This window comes from Sphingomonas oryzagri, from assembly GCF_029906645.1.
Lineage (GTDB): Bacteria > Pseudomonadota > Alphaproteobacteria > Sphingomonadales > Sphingomonadaceae > Solisphingomonas > Solisphingomonas oryzagri.
In genome coordinates this window covers 2236906-2253068 of sequence record NZ_JARYGZ010000001.1, presented here as the reverse complement: position 1 = coordinate 2253068, position 16163 = coordinate 2236906, and the positions used below count along the sequence as shown (strand labels likewise).

The window sequence follows — 16163 nt, the reverse complement described above, 5'->3', positions numbered from 1 at the left end:
GTTCGCCATCGGTGCCGATGTCGAGCAAATCTTTCATGTCGAGAGTCCAAATAAAATCGCGGTAACACTCTCTTCGAGGACCCGGTTGAATTGGCGCAGGGTCCTATCCGTCTGCAAACCAAGATATTGGCCTTGATCATCTAGGATCATAAATACCATTGGCGCTCTCCGACGAATGGTAATTGTCGCCCAGCTTCTCAAGTCAATCGACGAAGGCCGCGCGGTGCCGCCTGGGTGGGTGTGCCATTCCCCAATCCAATCAATCGTGCCGGATGAAGTTCGCCATGCTTTGAAAGCTTTTCGCCGATGATCGATTGCCGACCGATGGAACATCGTCCGGGTCGCCCGATCCCATCGTGACGGAAAGGTGGCATCAACGACGTGGAGGTCGCTCCCCTTTCGATAACCCAGCAGTAGGCCACCGCTCTCAAGCCTGTGTGTTGCCCGGGCATGAAAACGGATCAGCGAAGCGCGTACGGTTCGGTCAAAAAGGAGCCGTACCGTCACTGGCGGCGATCTCGGCAAGCTGGGCAATGAGGCGATGGCTCAGGCGATTGCCATTTCTGATGGCGCCCCTTTGCTGGGTCAGTCACTTGCGAACGCAAGCGCTGTCCCGGTTTGCCGCCCGCCCAATCAACGGCCGCGCGACTGGTGAGAGCAGCGGCGATTACAGGGACATCCACCGAAAATGGAATGTAGACGCCGTCGCCGCACGTCGCAGGCTGCAAATCCAGCTCATCCTGCTCAACACCAACGGGAAATCTCCAAGCCCCATCCAGTTCGGGCTTGAGGCAACGGAAGCAGGCGAACTTGTCGCCCAAATTAAGAAAGCTCTGCACGCCGGCGCCATTCATGAAAACCCAGGAGTGGAGCAGCGCCTTGGGCCGCGCATCCGGCGCACTCAAGAACGCCTCGTTTAAAGCATTCTGCACATTCCACTCGCCCGTTGCGTCGATCAAGAGATCTGCGCGAGAGAGCATTCTCCATTCGGCAAGCGCGTCAACGTCATGACCGACGACATCGATTTGAGGATGAAAGCGCATCAGCTCCGCCGCCACCGCTGCCGCCTTCAATTTCCCGATATCGCCAAACCCCAGAAGATGGCGACCGAGATTCCCTTCGGACAGGACATCCTTGTCGAAGAGGTGGAGACGCGCGCCACATCCAGCACCTGACTGGGCCAGAAATTTAGCGAGATGGCTGCCGATCGTCCCGCACCCGATGACCGCGACCGATAGCCCTTCTAGGTTCGTCGCAGTCCCCATATTGCGCCTCACAACCCTATCGATCCCGGCCCATTTTCCGCCAAGCCGCGAAAGTTTGATTCGCGAACCTTGCCGACCCGCGATACCCCGAAGCTTGTCCTTGCGAATGGAACCGCGCCGCACTCCGGTCGCGAGATCGGCAGGCAGGTCAAGTTCAAATCCGAGGATCGCATTTTCGGCGGCAAGGAACACGTGATCACAATCGAAAAGCGAGCGATAAAACTGATCCCAGGTCGGTCCTGTCGTGACCTGCGCTGCGTACCAGGGTTTCAGTTGGTCAAGGTTCACAGGCTTTCGGATGCCGACCGCCGGCGCAAGCCGGCCACCCAGTCGAAATAGGCGCCCTTTCTTGTTTAATCGCATTTCATAGCCGGCGAGCGATGATGCATCGGTCATCACCCGGAGATGTTGCTCGCTTCCGACGCGGAGTCTCGTCGTTTTGGCATCTTGCACCGGCTTCCCGTCTCGAGGGAGCATGATTCGAACTGTCGTCGTCGGCCACCAGTAATCTTGGTATTCTTCGGCAATTTCCGCGACGGCTCTGCCGCGAAAAGACCGCTGGAGCGTTTCAGCGGCCTCGATCAAAAAGCGCAGGCGTCTCGACGGCGTCTTCGACGAGACCGACAACATGCCGGGCGTGCGGGCTATGCTGACGGCTCCGATCCGGCTTCCCCGCGTTCTGCCTGGCGAGCCGGCATCGGAGGAGCTGCTTTGACGGACCATGAGGAAGAGGCGCACGGCGTTCCGGCCGAAGGCACGCTGGACCAACCACATGAGGGATTGCTCGGCCGTCCCGGCGAGCGGCACTGGAAGCAGAGCCGGATCACGAATCCGTCGCTCGACGAACGCGGCGGCATCTTCTTTGCCGCGATCGAGATGACGCGGATGCCGATGATCCTCACCGATCCCCGACAGACGGACAATCCGATCGTCTTCGCCAACAATGCCTTCCTCGATCTGACCGGCTACGAACTCGAAGAGATCATCGGCCGCAACTGCCGGTTCCTCCAGGGGCCGCTGACGGACCGGGCGACCGTCGGCCAGCTTCGCGATGCCGTCGCACAGCGGCGCGCAGTCAGCGCGGAGATCCTCAACTACCGGAGGGATGGATCGCCCTTCTGGAACGGTGTGTTCATCGGTCCGGTCTACGACGACCAAGGCGAGATCCTCTACTTCTTCGCGAGCCAGCTCGACATCAGCCAGCGCAAGGAGGCGGAGGCGAGCGCGCTGCAGGGTCAGAAGATGGAGGCGATCGGCCAGCTCACCGCGGGCCTCGCGCACGACTTCAACAATCTGCTCCAGGTCGTGAGCGGCAGTCTCGAGGTGATGGCACTGAAGCGGGACGACGAAAAAGCGTTCAAGCGATATCACGACGCTGCCGTGGCCGCGACGCAGCGGGGCGCGAAGCTTACCGGTCAGCTGCTGTCCTTCGCGCGACGCAGCCGCCTCGAGCCGCGAAGGACCGAGCTTTCCGGACTGATCTCGTCGATTGCCGAGATGCTCGAATCGACCGTGGGAACCCGCGCCGAGTTGCAGCTCAATCTCCGCCGCCGGCTTCCCGAGATCGAGATCGACCCGATCCACCTCGAAACTGCGCTGATCAACGTCATCGCCAATGCCCGGGACGCGATCGACACCGGTGGGACGATCACGGTCGCAACGGGAACCACCACGGTCGAAGCCGGCGAGATCAAGGGGATGTCCGCTGGGCAATATGTCCTGCTGGAAGTCTCCGACGATGGCAGGGGCATGTCCCAGTCGACGCTGAGCCGCGCCACCGAGCCTTTCTTCACGACCAAGCCCAAGGGCGCGGGAACGGGGCTAGGCCTCGCCACCGCGCAGGGCTTCGCCCAGCAGTCGAAGGGCGCGCTCAAGCTGGAGAGCGCCGAGGGCCGAGGCACCTCCGTCCGGTTCTTCTTCCCGGTCCAGGAGGACGAGGAACGGGCTCGGGCGCTCGTCCCGGACACGACGGCGTTCCGCCCAGAGGAGGTCGATGCCGAGAGGCCGCCTCGCATCCTGGTGGTGGAGGACGAGGAGGCGATCGCGACGCTGGCTCGCGAGACCCTGACCGACGTCGGCTACAGGGTGATCATGGCGGGCGACGCGGACGAAGCCCTTGCCCGCTTCGACGAGCATGCCGGTGCCGAAGGGATCGATCTCGTCTTCTCCGACGTCGTGATGCCTGGCCCACGCAACGGTCTGGCGCTGGCCCACGAAATCCGCGAGCGCGATCCGCACGTGCCTATCCTGCTGACAACCGGCTACAACGACGAAATGTCGATCGACGGGCCTCAGCCGGAGGCGCTCGACGTGCTCGGCAAGCCCTATCGACGGCGCGAGCTCGTCGAGCGGGTGCAGGCGGCGCTGCGCCGGCGCAATCGGGAAATCGCCGAACCTCATCAGCGATCGGACTTCGGGCACGCCCAGAGTTGATCCTCGGCCGGGTGCGCGCCGGTTCCAGCGCCCAGATCCGGGACTTCCATTGGGCGTATCCTGCTTCCGAGAAGGCGGCGTAGGGCGGCGTCGATTCCAGCGGACCATAGGCACCGTAGCCTGCATTGTTCACCAGCACGTCGATCCGGCCGAAGGCGGCGATACACTCGGCTACGGCCCGGCCGATCGTGGCCACGTCCTGCACGTCGAGCCCGGCCACAACCATGCGCTCCATCTGCGTCAGCTCCGTCTCGCGATCGGGCGAGCGCATGGTGGCGACGACGTTCCAGCCATGGGCATGGAACAGCCTGGCCGTGGCGCGGCCGAGGCCGCTCGACGCACCGGTGATGAGAACGGTCTGGGGCATGGTCGTCTTCCTTCGCGATCAGAGTGGCTGCGGGCAGACAGTCACGGTTGTCCATGACAACCCGCCCGCGCGGGAGGCTTGGTTGCCGCGTTCAGAGCGCGCCCTCGGTGAGCAATTCGCGGGTGCGCTTGAGGGTGGAGAGGAGCGCGGCCTTGTAGCCGTTGTCGCTGTCGAACCGTGACTGTTCGGCCTGCTCCTCGGGTCCGCCCGGCGCTTTGCCGCGCAGGCCGAGGTAGCAGTAGAAGCGGAGCTGCAACGCGCCGGCTTCGTCCTCGAACAGCTCGTTGACGATGGCGCCCTCGCGCGGCCCGGTCGCCTGGAAGAACGTGACCTTGGCGCCCTGCTCCAGCACGATGATCTCGCGCAGATTTGTGCCGGCGATCGTCGCCTCGCGCACGAAGTGGGTGGGGCTCTCCTCGGTGACGTCGCAGCGGGTGCACAGGCTCGGCGGCAGGAACAGGCGGGCGTCGCGCGCCTTGCGCTCCAGCCCGGCCCAGGCCTGTTCGCGGGTCAGCGGCGTCTCGCCGGCGGGGTTCACCGGCACGGTGGCGGTCGAGTAGATCATCGGTCTTCTCCTGATTGGCGTTGCAGTTCGGATCGCCGGGTTCAGCCGGCGATGGCGGCGACGAAGTCGCGATAGGTGCGTAAGGGGCGGCCGAGCAGTGCGGTCAGCCGCTCGACGTCGCCAGCATCGGGCACCATGCCGTCGCTGACGAAGCGCTCGCCCATCAGCCGCATGTCGAAGGCCATCCAGCTCGGCATGAACTGGCGCAGGTTCTGCTCGAAGGCCGCGACGTCGTCGCCGTGATAGGCGATCGGGCGACCGAGCACGTCGCTCCAGATCGCGGCGGCGTCGGCGCCAGTCAGCGTGTCGGGGCCGACCAGATTCATCCGCTCGAACGGCAGCGAGCCCTCGCCGCTGTCGCGGCGGACGAGCTCGATCGCGGCGATCTCGCCGATGTCGCGCGCGTCGATCATCGCGAGGCCCTTGTCGCCGATCGGCATCGGATAGATTCCGTAGCCGGTGATCGCGTCCTTGATCGTGTGCTCGTTGTCCATGAAATAGGCGGGGCGCAGCACCGTCGCCTCGAAGCCCATCGCCTCGATCATCCGCTCGACGCCGAACTTGCCCGCGAAATGCGGCACGTTGACGTAGACATCGCTGTGGATGACCGAGAGGTAGACCACCCGCTTCACCCCGGCCTCGCGCGCCACGCCCAGCGTCAGCAGCGCCTGGGTGAACTCGTCCGGCACGACGGCATTGAGCAGGAACAAGGTGGAGACGCCGGCGAAGGCGGCGCGCAGCGCGTCGACGTCGAGCAGGTCGCCCTGCACGACCTCGACCTGCGCCGGCAGGTTCGCCTTGGCGGTGTCGCGGACGAGGGCGCGGACGTCGGCGCCGCGATGCACGAGTTGATCGACGACGTTGCGGCCGACATTGCCGGTGGCGCCGGTGACGAGGATGGTCATGGGGTAGGCTCCTTTGTTGGATCGTTGCGGTGATCCGTAAATGATCGATCCACATCGCCGCGAATAGGCGCTACATCTGGACACTACGTCTCGCTGATGGAACGCAACATGGATCTGCTCGCGCTTGCCGACTTCAATCTCGTCGCCCGGCACGGAGGGTTCGGTAAGGCGGCGCGTGCCGCCAACCGGCCGAAGGCCACGCTCTCGCGCCGGGTGGCGGAGTTCGAAGCGGCGCTCGGCCTGCGCCTGTTCGAGCGCGGGGCGCGCGACCTAAAGCTGACGGAGGAAGGCCGCGCACTGTTTGCACGCACCGGGCAGTTGCTGGCCGAACTTGAGGAGACCGCAACGGCGATCGCGTCCGGCGGCGAGACGCCCCGTGGCCGGCTGCGGATCAGCGCACCGCTTCTTTTCTCGCAAACCGCCATGGGCAAGATCGCGGCCGGCTTCGCCCGGGCGTATCCGCAGGTCCGGCTGGAGGTCACGACCGACGATCGCGCTGTCGACATGATCGAAGAGGGATATGACCTCGTGATCCGGGTCAATCCCGCACCCGACGAGAGCCTCGTCGGGCGCGCCTTCCTGCATGACCGACTCGTTGCCGTGGCGAGCCCCGATCTCCCGCGACCGGACGCCGGCAAGGCAGCGCCGGCCGTCGTGCGGTCGACGGAGGATTGGTCGGCCTGGAAAATCCGTCCGCCAGCGGCCGCGACGATCGCGGTCGATCCGATCCTCCGCCTCTCCTCGGTGATCATGGTCCGAGATGCCGTTCGTGCCGGCATCGGCGCGGGCTGCCTGCCGATCTCGCTCGTGAGCCACGATCTGGCCGATGGCACGCTCGTGTTGTGGGGCGAGGTCGATGCCCCGGAGATCGCGCTGTGGACGCTCTACCCGACCCGGCGACTGCTCAGCGCGCGGGTTGCGGCGTTTCTCGACCATCTCAAGCAGGCGTTTCCCACCGGATCACCCGACGAACTTGCCGCCTATGTCGGCCGGTGAAGCGGCCTGACAATGGCGACCGGCGCCTACCAGGCGAACAGCGGCGCGCGATGCACCGAGGTCGGGCCTTCGCCCTGATCCACGGCAAAGCGGGCGACGTCGTCGCGGGCGATCGTGCCGCCATGGAAAGACGACAGGTCGTCCAGCGCGCGAACCGCACCGCGGCCGGGCTTGTCGTTGAGGATGACGGGCCGCACCAGCGTCCAGTCGACCCCGCTGTCCCGAACGAGCGCCCCCTGCCGGTCCTTATCGGCTTAAACCTGACGCAGCAGCAGAGGAAGCATTAGTCGGTCGAACAGAAACCCGCCACGGCCGCGACTGTCCCCGGCACCGATGCCGGTGATGGCGACATAGCGATCCGCGAAAGCCTCAGAAGTCGTGCATTCTGGACAGGTTGTTCCAATAGCGAGAGGTTCGCGCATTCTGGCAAAATCGGTGCCGGTGGCATCGCCGCGGATTATGCGCCGCTACGCGTTCCCGAAATGGCATCCTTTTTGGGACGCTCGCAAATGGCGGCTCTCGATTGAACCTGCCGTTCGGCGAAGACTTCGCCGAAGGCCGATTTGTCCCAAAGGGCGTCGATCGCGCTCGCTTTACGATCGAGAAAAACGAAGGTCAGCCTCCAAGCGGTCCCAAATCTCTTTTGAGAGTCATCGAGTGGGCGCATGCAGCCTGAATTTTGTCGGGGCCGGAAAGCGCCTCGGCTTCGAAAGCTGCTGATTGATCGGCTATTTGCGGAGTGAAGCCCGGCCGACGGATGATTGCCAGGTTCGAGTTCGACCATGCAACGCATTGACACTTATCCCTTTGGGTCGATTGATGCGTCCGTGCCGGAAGGGAACCGGCATTGAAGAGGGGTTCCATATGAAAAGGATGGTTGCGTGCGCCCTCGGCGCGTCGCTTTTGCTTGTCATACCTGCTGCAGCCCAGACCGGGCCCGCTTACGATGCTTCGGTCAACATGAAGTCCGCCGATCTGCCCAATCCTCCGGTCATTGCCGGCGACATCACCGATCGGCCGTACACGGTCGCCGGACAGATCACGGCGGGGGTCCGAAAGGCGACCGTGTTCAGCGCCTCGTCGTCGCCCTAGAAAGTCTATCGGGAACTCTGGGAGCGCGGCCAGAAGATGCATGCGGACGCGGTCATTCATGCAAGCTACGGCAAGGCGCACATCTCCGCGATGAGTTGGGGCCAGACAACGGCGACCGGCACGGCCATCAGGTTCAATGACACCAGCGCTACGGCGGGGCAGAACTGATGCGTGGGCTCGCTATCGTGGGGCTGCTCGCAGCAGCACCCGCAGCGGCGCAGTCGCCGATGGTCGTCGGAAGTCCCGTTTCGAACGTCATTCACATGGGCACGCCGATCCAGCTCGAGACGCGGGACGAACTCTCCACCGAGCACAAGGCTCTGAAGGTTGGCCAGCAGATCGAGATGGACGTGCTGCAGCCTGTCCTGCTGGGCGACAAGGTCGCGATTGCGGCCGGAAGCCGCGCCGTTGGCGAGATCGTGACTGTCCGCAACAAGGGCATGTGGGGCAAGTCGGGCGGGATCACCGCCCGTGTGCTTTATCTCGAGGCGAATGGCCGGCAGATCAGGCTGAACGGCAGCTTCAACGACCGCGGCGAGACCGGGACGGCCGGCGTGATCGCTTCGGTGGCTTTCGTCCCCGTCGCCGGGTTCTTCGTAACGGGCACCAGCGCGAAGATCGCTCCTGGCACCCATGTGACGGCGTTTATCGGAGAAGAGGTGCCGGTCCAGTTCGCCGACGCGGCAATCCAGCCGCCGGCGGTCGCGGAGACTGCCGCCACACCGGCCATGACCGCGCAACAGGCCTATGCCGCAGGTGTCGCGGCTGGAAAGGCCGCCTCGCCGACGGCCGTGATGACGCCTGCCGTGGCCACGGTCGTAAAGAATTAGGTCGCCAGCGCCCGGTGCGATCGGGCCCTATTAACGGGGGAGCGGTCTCGTTATCCTGCATACCGGCGCGCCAACCCGGGGGACCGGATAACCAGCGCATCGGGAGCGGGACTGCTCGATGATGATCACGATCCCCGCGTCGTTCGCTTTCGGCCCTCTCGGGAAAAGAAACCCCGCCGGAGCATGCTCGCGACGGGGCTAGGTTCAGGGGGATACCGGGCGAGGGGGGAGACCCGGGTCCGAGGTGTCGAATGATCGGAAGCGCAAAAGGTTGCGCTACGAAACGCATCTGCGCCATGCTGACGGCTTTCACTGCAGGCCATTCTGGCCGTGCACGACCGGCATCGGGTTCGCTGCGGTTCCTCCGGCAAGCGGTTGTGCGATCGTGTTCGGCAGCCCTCGGCTTGGGGTAGGGGGAAGCGATGACAACTACTTCGGCGATCGATCGGGCATTCGAGCTGGCAAGATCCGGTCATTATCGCAGCGTGTCGGAGATTCTTCGTCGCCTGCCGTTCGCGGACAAGGCCGTTGTCGAAGCGCATCTGACGCAGCCGGCGGCGAGGCGAGAGCTCATCCTGATCTGCAGTGATGCCTGGCTCTCCGCCGGCTGACGCGGCGCGGGGCGGCTGGTCGGGCCTCCGATTTCGGCGCCGGCAATCGGCGATGTGGGCCGGGACAAGCAGGCGTTGCCGCCCGGACTATTTCAGAGCCGCTTCTTGGTCGTGCCGTCGCTGGTTTCGGAAATATCCTCTCGGCCCTACGATAGTCGGAGAGATCATTGGATCTCGCCGGTCTTCCCGGTGTCCACCTCGAACAGGAAGCCCTCCTCGATGATCGCATCGCATAAGGGTGGGAAATATCTGGGCTCGATGAAGAGGTGGTCGCCATCCCAGCTCGCTTCTTCGCTGACATGGGCTTTCAGCCAGTCGAGCGCTTCTTCCGTGATCGCCTCCAGCAGGACGTAGCCGCCGGCGCGCCGGGCGATGAAGCTTCCACCGCAGCCTGGCGGCACGATGTGGAGGCGCAGATCACGGCTCTCGCTCATCGCAGGTCCGTCATTGCACGCTGCCGCGTGTCGGCGAGGAAGACTTCGATGCCGTCGATCGTCGCCGGCGAAAGCGCGACATGTACACGCCGTCTGTCATCCGGATCGGGACTTCGCGTGAAATGGCCGTGGCGGACCATCACCTCGATCCAGCGCAACGCCGTCGTGGCCGGAACAGATGCGGCGGCACAGAGGCTGGACACCGAAACCTTCCTTCCTTCGACATGCTGTACGTACAGATCAAGCAGCATGTCCCATGCCGGCTCGCCGAATTCAATGGTCGGGAAGGCGGCATCCCTTCGTCGTCGCAGCGTCAGGAGGAAGCGGGCAAACGCCGCCAGCGATGCTGTGTCTGGGGCCCTGTCGGGCTCGGGGGCGGACGATGCCATCCCCGTTCGCCGGGCACGGTCGACGATGCGGGTGATGCGCTCGGCCTCGGCCAAGGACAGACGAACGGGTATCTCGACGAGGCAGTCGCCGTCCGGCTCAAACCGGGTCTCCATCAGACCAGGCCCTCGGCACGCAGGCTGACCCAGCCGGATGTAGCGAGGATGAGATGGTCGAGGATGGTGAGATTGAGCGCGGTCCCTGCCGCCACGAGCTGCCGGGTCGCGGCGAGGTCCCGGCCGCTGGGCGTCGGATCACCTGAGGGGTGATTGTGGGCCGCGATGACGGACGCCGCGTGTAGCTCCAGTGCGCGCCGCAATATCTCGCGCGGGTAGAAAGGTGCGTTGTCGATCGTCCCGCGCGTCACGGTCTCGTCGGCGAGGAGCTCGTTGCGTGTGTTGAGGAACAGCACTCGGACATGCTCGACGGGCAGGTGCGCCATCTCGCCCATGAGATATTCCGCCGCCGCGGCAGACGATCCGATCGCAAGACCTGCGCTCAGCCGCCTTTGCGCGGCTGACCGGTGGGCAGCGGACACGGTCGCGAGATGCGCCATGGCCGGGCTCGTCGAGGCCAGTTCGGTGCTGCGCGCCAGCAGGGCGGGGAGCGACCGATGGAGGACGATCAGGCGAGCGGCCTCGGCGGCCGCGCCGCCGCCTTCGATCGGGCGAAGCAGGTCCGTCAGGATCTCGATATCCCGGTTTGGCGGCGGGACAACCAGTTTCGCCCGGTCGCCTGGATCAGCGTCAGCATCATCAGCCACGACCAGAGTGCCGTCGAGGCGACATAACTCTCCGAGCTGATCAGCGGCCGGAACAGGATCGGGAGATGGGACAGAATGATCATGAACTGAAACGCGGTCATCCATAGGATCCAGCCTGCCTTGAAGTGATGGGCGGCGCCGAGGAGGGCTGCGAGGAGCAGGCCATCGACGGCCGCGGCGCTCCATTCGAGATGCTGGAACCGGGCGGCCATCGACACCGGCAGTGCCAGGATCGACAGCGAAGCTCCCACTATCAGGATGCCGGTGACAGTCCGCTCGGCAGCCTTGCCGATCGTCAGCGCAAGCCCCCATCCGAACAGCATCGTGACGAGGAAGAGTTGCGTGTGGAGTTCGTGCGGCATGGAATGACCGGACCAGCAACGGCCGGTCCGGTCAATATCGCTCAGGCCACGACGCGCAGCGATTGCTCCGAAGGCTCCCCGGGCGCGTCCATCGCGATCCGATGGGCGTCGAGCGATGTGAACGTGTCGGTGAAATCGCCCCAGCTGACGACCTTCAGTCCGAGCATCTGCTTGTCGTCGGAAAGATGGCGATGCGCCTCGACCGAGTGGCGGTAGGCCGCGGTCAACGCGCCTGCGGCCTGGATGATCTGTTCCGATGCGGCCATGCCGACCGACAGCGGCATGCGAGCCGCGCGGTCGAGGCGGGCCTTGCCGATATTGGCGAGCAGTTCGCCGGCCTCGACCAGCGACGTATTGATGGTCTCCTCAACCTTGTTCATGCTGGCACCGACGGGTAGCGCTGCTGCCTCGCGGGCATTGTTCGTCCGTACACTCGTCATCGGTCCTCCCACCGCGGTCACGCCGCGGAGTCAGCGAGGGCGGATATGATGTGCGTCTTCCCAGCGATGATAGGCAACCGAGAGCAAGCCGGCGAGCGCAAGCACCATGAGGAGAATGCCCGCGATCTGAACGACCCGCTGGAACACCCGGTTGACGGTATCCCTGATAGAACGCCTCTCTTTCGCCTCTCGCATTTCAGAATGCGCTGGCCGGGGAGCAGCTCCCAAATCCGGGACGAAGATTGCCCGATCCTCGGCCACCGCTGGCGGTGTCGCCACCGGTGAGGGCGGCGGGCCCATCTCGCCTGTACCGTCATCATCCGGAAGGTCCGGTGATCGGACGTCCGATCGCCGGACCGCGCATCCGGCCTCATGATCATCCAGCATTCTCGCTGCTTCCCGGCGATTGCCGGCGCCGATCCTAGCCATGGCGAGCTTGATCACCTTGTCGACGACGTCCGGGGACGCGCCGATCCGCACCGCGATTTCCTTGCTGACATAGCCCGCGCGCACGAGGCGCAGGCATTGCTTCTGACGATCTGTCAGCCTGTCGAGATGTTCGCTGTCCATGGGCTCCCCAGCCATAATCTCCGCGTCGATTCGGACAACAGAACGATGGTCGAAAGTCAACGGAAGGCGGAGAAGGAAGAATTACGGCAGTCGGATCGCGGTATCGGCCGGCACGGTCGTCAATGGCCGAGCGTCATAGGCCTCCTTCAGGCATTCGATCACCATCGATAGCCTTGCGAGATGCCACCCGTCGGCGCCCTCGACCATGCAGCGCTCGGCCATGGCGAGGTAATGCAGGCAGTGGCGGTAATCGGCCTCGTCCATCCGGTCCTCCCGCTCCTCGACGCTATCGCTGCCATCGTTGTTGGTCGGCGACCAGGCGCGCGGCTCTCCAGCGTCGCTACGCTCTCGAAGTGCGACCAGGTGATACCAGATTTCGCGCCCGGCCTGCTCGGAGGCCTCTCGCATGCTCCGGCGCGTCGTGATCCCTGGCGTCGCCTCCAGCACCGTGCCCAAGACGAAGATCGCGGCCTGTCTCAGCATCTCGGGATCGAGCTGGTCCGGGCTTGAGCCGCCGCGCGCGCTCGTCAGCCCGGCCCTGAACATCGCCGTCGCGATCGCATATATCCCTGTGGTATCTTCTTTCATAGGACGGCGAGCGATACAGGCTCCGGAGCGGCTCGCAGAACGCTCTCGATGGACACTCCCACAAAATCGTATCCATATCGGATAAACTATGTTCGATATCGGCTCAATCCCGTGGGACCATTCGGTCGAAATGTTCGAGGCCGGGCCGGGCATGATCGTCAATCGCCGCGCGATGAGGCTTCGCGAGGCGCTGGAGTACTTCCGGAACCTGCCCGTCGATGCTCGATGGGGCTATGGCGTCGGGATGCACGAGATGTTCATGACGACCTTGAACGGCAGGCCCGTCGCGGTCGGGTTCCTGAATGCGTCGACGTTGCAAAAGCTGGTGCCCCTGCTTCCCTGCAATTGACCGCCGGGGCGCGGTTCGTTCGACCACGCCGACCATTGCTTTGTCGCGGGGCGATTGCCTTGCATGCGGGAGACAGAGAACCGCGCGGGAGGAGCGGCATGAAAACATCTTTGGTCGTGCTCGGATGCTTTGCATGGCCCGCGCCGGCGCAGGATGGTCCCCGGCTGGGCCCTCATTGCCAGAGCTCCTAGCACCGGCCGAGACGGTGACCCCGCCCTCAGCGCAGGAATCGGTGAACGCATTGCGGCTCAACTGTCATGGGACTGAAGAGCGTGACGTCATTGGCTTTTCCCGGGGAACGGCGTTCGGGAGACATCACGCGGTCAGCGTCATCGGCGGGAACTCGCAGCTCGACCCGTTCGGCGAGCCAATGGATATCGACATGGAATGGCAGACCGGAGAGGTGCGCATGCCCCGCCGTTTCCTGCCACCGCTTCATGGTGGCGATGACGGCTGGTTTGAGTTCAAGATCTGATGGTAGCCGACGATGCGGTCACCGGCATGGCCAAAATCAACTATGCGAACCAACCGGAGGTGCGGATCGACCGGCGCAGCGGCTCCGTCGCCCGGGATGGGAAAGGCGGCGCGTTCGCCGGTCAGTGCCATACATATGACTCGGGCAGAAGGGCGTTCTGGAGAGCATCCCGGAGTATGCTGTCGTAAAATCGGGAGCCGCTAGGCCGTTGGAGCGGGCTTCTCGTTCGCGGCCGGATGATGTCGGGCGAACCGCTGATCATCGGGAACGCATGCGCTCGCTCCGCTTGCGGGGTAGGGTGAAATGTCGGGCTGGAACCGTCGAGAGGTCTGCCCCAGTCTCGCGGCCTCGACGGTTCACGGCCCGTTTGCAATTGCGAGGACGTCCACGATCAGGGACCGTGATCGACTATGCGGTCGAGCAGCCGGTCGACCAATTCCTGCGCCTTTGGCGTCAGCCGTAGTCCGATGCGCCGCCTATCGGTCGCGATCATCGTTCGGGCGAGGAGCGACTGTTCCGTCAGACGGCCTAGCTTTCGGTGCGCCGTGGAGATGGGGGTGCTCGTCGCAGTACAGACCTCCCAGAGATAGGGCTCTCGTCCGCCTGCCTCGGCGAGGTAGATATATAGGAGCATCGCGAGCTCGGCGTCCGGCGCGACCGTCTGGCCCATTACCCGTTCGACGATCTGTCCTCGTTCCAACATGTCGCGGCACGCCGCAATCCGTGACGATGCCTGCGCCTGCGTAGCCGCTGGCCTGGCTTCGCCTCGCAACGGCTCCGGCTGGCGCGCATTTTGTCGATTTTCCATCGATCATCTGTCCTTCGAGTGAGGATGTGACGGTGCTCGCGAGAGGAGAGGTCAGATCGTGGACCGGTTCTGGTCCCGCTTGCCGATGCCCGCCGCATCCCGCTTCCAGGCTCGATCCTCGCCATAAGCCGAAAGCCTGCATCGGTGCCGCCAGGTGCCGGCCGCGAGGAGCAGCACCATCGGATAGGACCAGAGCGCCGTCCCGTTGAGATAGGCGATCGGGAGCGTATCCGGGGCCACGAGGCGGACGCTGTGCACGACGACCGTGTCTAGCTGCATGCCGGCTAGAACGAGTGGCCACCACCGGCTGCTGCGCAATGAGAGCCAGACGAGGAAAGCCAGCAATGCCATATCGACGACGAGAACTCCCGGTTCTTCGTGATGCCATCGGAGAGCCTGCGCGGGCAGTGCCGCGATCGTCAGCAGGTCCGCGACCGCGAAGGCGATCGCGCACATGCGTTCCGGTGGCCCACCGCGGAAGAGCGCGAAGAGGCTCACGATCACGATCAGGATGTCGAAATAGTCCTGGCGCGGCATCAACTTCTGCCTACTCGTCTCGGGTATCGATCCTTGTTCAGGAGGCGATCCGCAGCGGCGTCGGGCTGGGTGCTGCCGCCTGGGCGCTCGGCGGCTTGGCGGAGTCGCCGAAGCTCACGGTCTGGAGCCCCATCTCGTCGCCGGCGGTGCGCAAACGCCTGTGGGTGACCACGATCTGCTCGCGCGCCCGCGCGACCAGCGACAGCGCGTCGATGCTGCTCTCGAAAGCGTCCTGACCAATTTCGGGCGCGATCCTCGCCTCGATGCTGGCCATCGGCATGACGGCGTTGAGCTCGGCGATGCGGGTGGCCGCGACGTTGATCGCCTGTTCGGCCGCGAACAGCCGGGTTGCGACCGACGTCGCGATTTCGATCCTCTTGGCGCGCATGATTTCTACCCGCGTCCTTATGACGGAGCGCGGTTCCCTTTTTCGAGTCTGCAATGATGCTCAGTGTCCCGCCGCGATATGGTCGAGCACGAAGAGCAGGGATAAAGCCGCTCCCACCGTGCAGGCCGCGGCTGCGGCGATGAACGCTATCATCGCCATCGATGGCATCCTGGCTACGTCATTGCGTCCGCTCCCCACCAAGCCTGCCTGGAGGATGAGCGACGACAGGGTCTGTGCGAACGAGGATCGATCCGGTTCGTGCCGTCGATCCGTGTCCGCCCTGTCGTTCGCCATCTCCCGGCTCGGCGTTGCGGGAACAGTGTCTGCAGGGTTCGGCAGCCCGGGATAAACGCCCAAACGATGGGCGCCCAACGATTGGGTCAGTGGCTCGATCGCATCGGAGGCGGCCGGAACAGCCTGTTCGTTGCGCGCTTCGAACTCCACCAGCAGGCGCGCAGCCACCCGTCGCGGTAGGCCGCCTAGCTTCGCGCGGGCGGAATTGATGATCTTGTCGATGCGATCTGATCGAACGCTCCGTCGGGCCGCGATCGCCTTCGAGCTATGCCCCTGATGGACGAGCCTCAGACATTCACGCTCACTGTCCGTCAGCAGATGGAAGGGGAGGTCCATGTCAGCTCCCCGTGGCTGCTGGCGGACGCCTGTGACAGGCATCCTCGCGCACGAGAAGCCACGATGGCCCCCGATGGTGGCCGATCATAGCGCACGCCCTTTTACTCGCCCGCGCCGGTGATCCCTGAACCCTGTCCACCGGCGACGAGCCCCTGTCATTGCGTTGTAATGGAAGTCGTTCCAGCAGCCTAACAAATCATGACGAGACACGCCGATACGTGGCGAGAAGACGGCGGGAGATACCACCTCGACTGGTGGCGCTGCTGGGGTTCGAGACCAGTGAGTCGCGCTGTTCTGCGCGAATTAGAGCGGGAACCAGGCAATATGCCGCTATTAGATCCATTTCGGGTCGAAGCACCTGTGAGCGA

General features: G+C 64.4%; 23 protein-coding genes and 2 pseudogenes. 8 read left to right on the top strand and 17 right to left on the bottom strand.

Annotation, left to right across the window (positions count from 1 at the left end; genetic code table 11):
• Positions 1-33: 33 nt before the first annotated feature.
• Both QGN17_RS20915 and QGN17_RS10910 read right to left on the bottom strand, forming a co-directional pair.
• Positions 34-507, bottom strand: a complete 474-nt coding sequence (locus QGN17_RS20915; protein WP_390902658.1) for a Mov34/MPN/PAD-1 family protein — start codon at positions 505-507, stop codon at positions 34-36.
• Positions 504-1661, bottom strand: a complete 1158-nt coding sequence (locus QGN17_RS10910) for a HesA/MoeB/ThiF family protein (RefSeq protein WP_281044507.1) — start codon at positions 1659-1661, stop codon at positions 504-506. Before QGN17_RS10910 ends, QGN17_RS20915 begins: the two co-directional genes overlap by 4 nt.
• A 9-nt stretch (positions 1662-1670) precedes the next feature.
• Between QGN17_RS10910 and QGN17_RS10905 the strand changes: the two genes are divergently transcribed.
• Entirely contained in the window at positions 1671-3698 is a 2028-nt protein-coding gene (locus QGN17_RS10905; protein WP_281044506.1) for a PAS domain-containing protein, read from the top strand.
• 100 nt (positions 3699-3798) lie between these two features.
• On the opposite strand, the pseudogene QGN17_RS20910 reads toward QGN17_RS10905, so the two are convergent.
• The 3 genes and pseudogenes from QGN17_RS20910 to QGN17_RS10895 all read right to left on the bottom strand — a co-directional run.
• Positions 3799-4065 (bottom strand): annotated as a pseudogene (locus tag QGN17_RS20910) (SDR family NAD(P)-dependent oxidoreductase); the annotation flags it as partial.
• A gap of 91 nt (positions 4066-4156) precedes the next feature.
• Complete coding sequence (locus QGN17_RS10900) at positions 4157-4630, bottom strand: AtaL-like protein (RefSeq protein ID WP_281044504.1); 474 nt, start codon at positions 4628-4630, stop codon at positions 4157-4159.
• Between the two features lie 41 nt (positions 4631-4671).
• Positions 4672-5535, bottom strand: a complete 864-nt coding sequence (locus tag QGN17_RS10895; protein ID WP_281044503.1) for an SDR family oxidoreductase — start codon at positions 5533-5535, stop codon at positions 4672-4674.
• Between the two features lie 108 nt (positions 5536-5643).
• Between QGN17_RS10895 and QGN17_RS10890 the strand changes: the two genes are divergently transcribed.
• Complete coding sequence (locus QGN17_RS10890) at positions 5644-6531, top strand: LysR family transcriptional regulator (protein WP_281044502.1); 888 nt, start codon at positions 5644-5646, stop codon at positions 6529-6531.
• 26 nt (positions 6532-6557) lie between these two features.
• Here QGN17_RS10890 and QGN17_RS10885 read toward each other — a convergent pair.
• Positions 6558-6770: pseudogene (locus tag QGN17_RS10885) on the bottom strand (NAD(P)H-binding protein); the annotation flags it as partial.
• 284 nt (positions 6771-7054) lie between these two features.
• Here QGN17_RS10885 and QGN17_RS10880 point away from each other — a divergent pair.
• From QGN17_RS10880 to QGN17_RS10865, 4 genes are all read left to right on the top strand, one after another.
• Positions 7055-7207 (top strand): hypothetical protein, encoded by a 153-nt coding sequence (locus QGN17_RS10880; RefSeq protein WP_281044501.1) that lies wholly within the window; start codon positions 7055-7057, stop codon positions 7205-7207.
• A gap of 284 nt (positions 7208-7491) precedes the next feature.
• On the top strand, positions 7492-7623 hold the full coding sequence (locus QGN17_RS10875; protein WP_281044499.1) for a hypothetical protein: 132 nt from the start codon (positions 7492-7494) through the stop codon (positions 7621-7623).
• Positions 7624-7886: 263 nt separating this feature from the next.
• On the top strand, positions 7887-8453 hold the full coding sequence (locus tag QGN17_RS10870; protein ID WP_281044497.1) for a hypothetical protein: 567 nt from the start codon (positions 7887-7889) through the stop codon (positions 8451-8453).
• 422 nt (positions 8454-8875) lie between these two features.
• Positions 8876-9064: a hypothetical protein gene (locus tag QGN17_RS10865; protein ID WP_281044495.1), complete on the top strand. Its 189-nt coding sequence runs from the start codon at positions 8876-8878 to the stop codon at positions 9062-9064.
• A gap of 164 nt (positions 9065-9228) precedes the next feature.
• Here QGN17_RS10865 and QGN17_RS10860 read toward each other — a convergent pair whose 3' ends face one another.
• The 7 genes from QGN17_RS10860 to QGN17_RS10830 all read right to left on the bottom strand — a co-directional run bounded on the left by QGN17_RS10860 (position 9229) and on the right by QGN17_RS10830 (position 12608).
• Positions 9229-9498 carry a hypothetical protein gene (locus QGN17_RS10860; protein WP_281044494.1) on the bottom strand — a complete coding sequence of 90 codons (270 nt, stop codon included), beginning with the start codon at positions 9496-9498 and terminating at the stop codon, positions 9229-9231.
• A complete protein-coding gene (locus tag QGN17_RS10855; protein ID WP_281044493.1) occupies positions 9495-10001 on the bottom strand; it encodes a MarR family winged helix-turn-helix transcriptional regulator in 507 nt (168 codons plus the stop codon). The genes QGN17_RS10860 and QGN17_RS10855 overlap by 4 nt, the downstream gene beginning before the upstream one ends.
• Complete coding sequence (locus QGN17_RS10850; RefSeq protein WP_281044492.1) at positions 10001-10648, bottom strand: JAB domain-containing protein; 648 nt, start codon at positions 10646-10648, stop codon at positions 10001-10003. Before QGN17_RS10850 ends, QGN17_RS10855 begins: the two co-directional genes overlap by 1 nt.
• Complete coding sequence (locus QGN17_RS10845) at positions 10567-11010, bottom strand: hypothetical protein (protein WP_281044491.1); 444 nt, start codon at positions 11008-11010, stop codon at positions 10567-10569. The genes QGN17_RS10850 and QGN17_RS10845 overlap by 82 nt, the downstream gene beginning before the upstream one ends.
• Positions 11011-11051: 41 nt before the next feature.
• A complete protein-coding gene (locus tag QGN17_RS10840; RefSeq protein ID WP_281044490.1) occupies positions 11052-11471 on the bottom strand; it encodes a hypothetical protein in 420 nt (139 codons plus the stop codon).
• 9 nt (positions 11472-11480) lie between these two features.
• Entirely contained in the window at positions 11481-12020 is a 540-nt protein-coding gene (locus QGN17_RS10835) for a helix-turn-helix domain-containing protein (RefSeq protein ID WP_281044489.1), read from the bottom strand.
• An 81-nt stretch (positions 12021-12101) separates the two neighbouring features.
• A complete protein-coding gene (locus tag QGN17_RS10830) occupies positions 12102-12608 on the bottom strand; it encodes a hypothetical protein (RefSeq protein ID WP_281044487.1) in 507 nt (168 codons plus the stop codon).
• Between the two features lie 88 nt (positions 12609-12696).
• On the opposite strand from QGN17_RS10830, the gene QGN17_RS10825 reads away from it, so the two are divergent.
• Entirely contained in the window at positions 12697-12957 is a 261-nt protein-coding gene (locus tag QGN17_RS10825; protein ID WP_281044486.1) for a hypothetical protein, read from the top strand.
• 205 nt (positions 12958-13162) lie between these two features.
• Positions 13163-13432 carry a hypothetical protein gene (locus QGN17_RS10820; RefSeq protein ID WP_281044485.1) on the top strand — a complete coding sequence of 90 codons (270 nt, stop codon included), beginning with the start codon at positions 13163-13165 and terminating at the stop codon, positions 13430-13432.
• Between the two features lie 391 nt (positions 13433-13823).
• Here the strand turns inward: QGN17_RS10820 and QGN17_RS10815 are convergent, their stop codons facing one another.
• The 4 genes from QGN17_RS10815 to QGN17_RS10800 are packed head-to-tail and all read right to left on the bottom strand — an operon-like array spanning position 13824 to position 15795.
• Positions 13824-14240 carry a MarR family winged helix-turn-helix transcriptional regulator gene (locus QGN17_RS10815; protein WP_281044484.1) on the bottom strand — a complete coding sequence of 139 codons (417 nt, stop codon included), beginning with the start codon at positions 14238-14240 and terminating at the stop codon, positions 13824-13826.
• A gap of 51 nt (positions 14241-14291) precedes the next feature.
• Complete coding sequence (locus QGN17_RS10810) at positions 14292-14777, bottom strand: hypothetical protein (protein ID WP_281044483.1); 486 nt, start codon at positions 14775-14777, stop codon at positions 14292-14294.
• A gap of 37 nt (positions 14778-14814) precedes the next feature.
• A complete protein-coding gene (locus QGN17_RS10805; protein ID WP_281044482.1) occupies positions 14815-15165 on the bottom strand; it encodes a hypothetical protein in 351 nt (116 codons plus the stop codon).
• A 60-nt stretch (positions 15166-15225) separates the two neighbouring features.
• Positions 15226-15795, bottom strand: a complete 570-nt coding sequence (locus QGN17_RS10800) for a hypothetical protein (RefSeq protein ID WP_281044481.1) — start codon at positions 15793-15795, stop codon at positions 15226-15228.
• Positions 15796-16163: the final 368 nt, after the last annotated feature.

What these genes read in the sequence shown, in the direction of transcription:
- QGN17_RS10805 (WP_281044482.1), bottom strand. Translation starts at nt 15,165, where the DNA reads ATGCGCGCCAAGAGGATCGAAATCGCGACGTCGGTCGCAACCCGGCTG.
- QGN17_RS10900 (WP_281044504.1), bottom strand. Translation starts at nt 4,630, where the DNA reads ATGATCTACTCGACCGCCACCGTGCCGGTGAACCCCGCCGGCGAGACG.
- QGN17_RS10895 (WP_281044503.1), bottom strand. Translation starts at nt 5,535, where the DNA reads ATGACCATCCTCGTCACCGGCGCCACCGGCAATGTCGGCCGCAACGTC.
- QGN17_RS10865 (WP_281044495.1), top strand. Translation starts at nt 8,876, where the DNA reads ATGACAACTACTTCGGCGATCGATCGGGCATTCGAGCTGGCAAGATCC.
- QGN17_RS10910 (WP_281044507.1), bottom strand. Translation starts at nt 1,661, where the DNA reads ATGACCGATGCATCATCGCTCGCCGGCTATGAAATGCGATTAAACAAG.
- QGN17_RS10800 (WP_281044481.1), bottom strand. Translation starts at nt 15,795, where the DNA reads ATGGACCTCCCCTTCCATCTGCTGACGGACAGTGAGCGTGAATGTCTG.
- QGN17_RS10835 (WP_281044489.1), bottom strand. Translation starts at nt 12,020, where the DNA reads ATGGACAGCGAACATCTCGACAGGCTGACAGATCGTCAGAAGCAATGC.
- QGN17_RS10815 (WP_281044484.1), bottom strand. Translation starts at nt 14,240, where the DNA reads ATGGAAAATCGACAAAATGCGCGCCAGCCGGAGCCGTTGCGAGGCGAA.
- QGN17_RS10825 (WP_281044486.1), top strand. Translation starts at nt 12,697, where the DNA reads ATGTTCGATATCGGCTCAATCCCGTGGGACCATTCGGTCGAAATGTTC.
- QGN17_RS10830 (WP_281044487.1), bottom strand. Translation starts at nt 12,608, where the DNA reads ATGAAAGAAGATACCACAGGGATATATGCGATCGCGACGGCGATGTTC.
- QGN17_RS10845 (WP_281044491.1), bottom strand. Translation starts at nt 11,010, where the DNA reads ATGCCGCACGAACTCCACACGCAACTCTTCCTCGTCACGATGCTGTTC.
- QGN17_RS10870 (WP_281044497.1), top strand. Translation starts at nt 7,887, where the DNA reads ATGGGCACGCCGATCCAGCTCGAGACGCGGGACGAACTCTCCACCGAG.
- QGN17_RS10890 (WP_281044502.1), top strand. Translation starts at nt 5,644, where the DNA reads ATGGATCTGCTCGCGCTTGCCGACTTCAATCTCGTCGCCCGGCACGGA.
- QGN17_RS10860 (WP_281044494.1), bottom strand. Translation starts at nt 9,498, where the DNA reads ATGAGCGAGAGCCGTGATCTGCGCCTCCACATCGTGCCGCCAGGCTGC.
- QGN17_RS10905 (WP_281044506.1), top strand. Translation starts at nt 1,671, where the DNA reads ATGTTGCTCGCTTCCGACGCGGAGTCTCGTCGTTTTGGCATCTTGCAC.
- QGN17_RS10810 (WP_281044483.1), bottom strand. Translation starts at nt 14,777, where the DNA reads ATGCCGCGCCAGGACTATTTCGACATCCTGATCGTGATCGTGAGCCTC.
- QGN17_RS10875 (WP_281044499.1), top strand. Translation starts at nt 7,492, where the DNA reads ATGAAGTCCGCCGATCTGCCCAATCCTCCGGTCATTGCCGGCGACATC.
- QGN17_RS10855 (WP_281044493.1), bottom strand. Translation starts at nt 10,001, where the DNA reads ATGGAGACCCGGTTTGAGCCGGACGGCGACTGCCTCGTCGAGATACCC.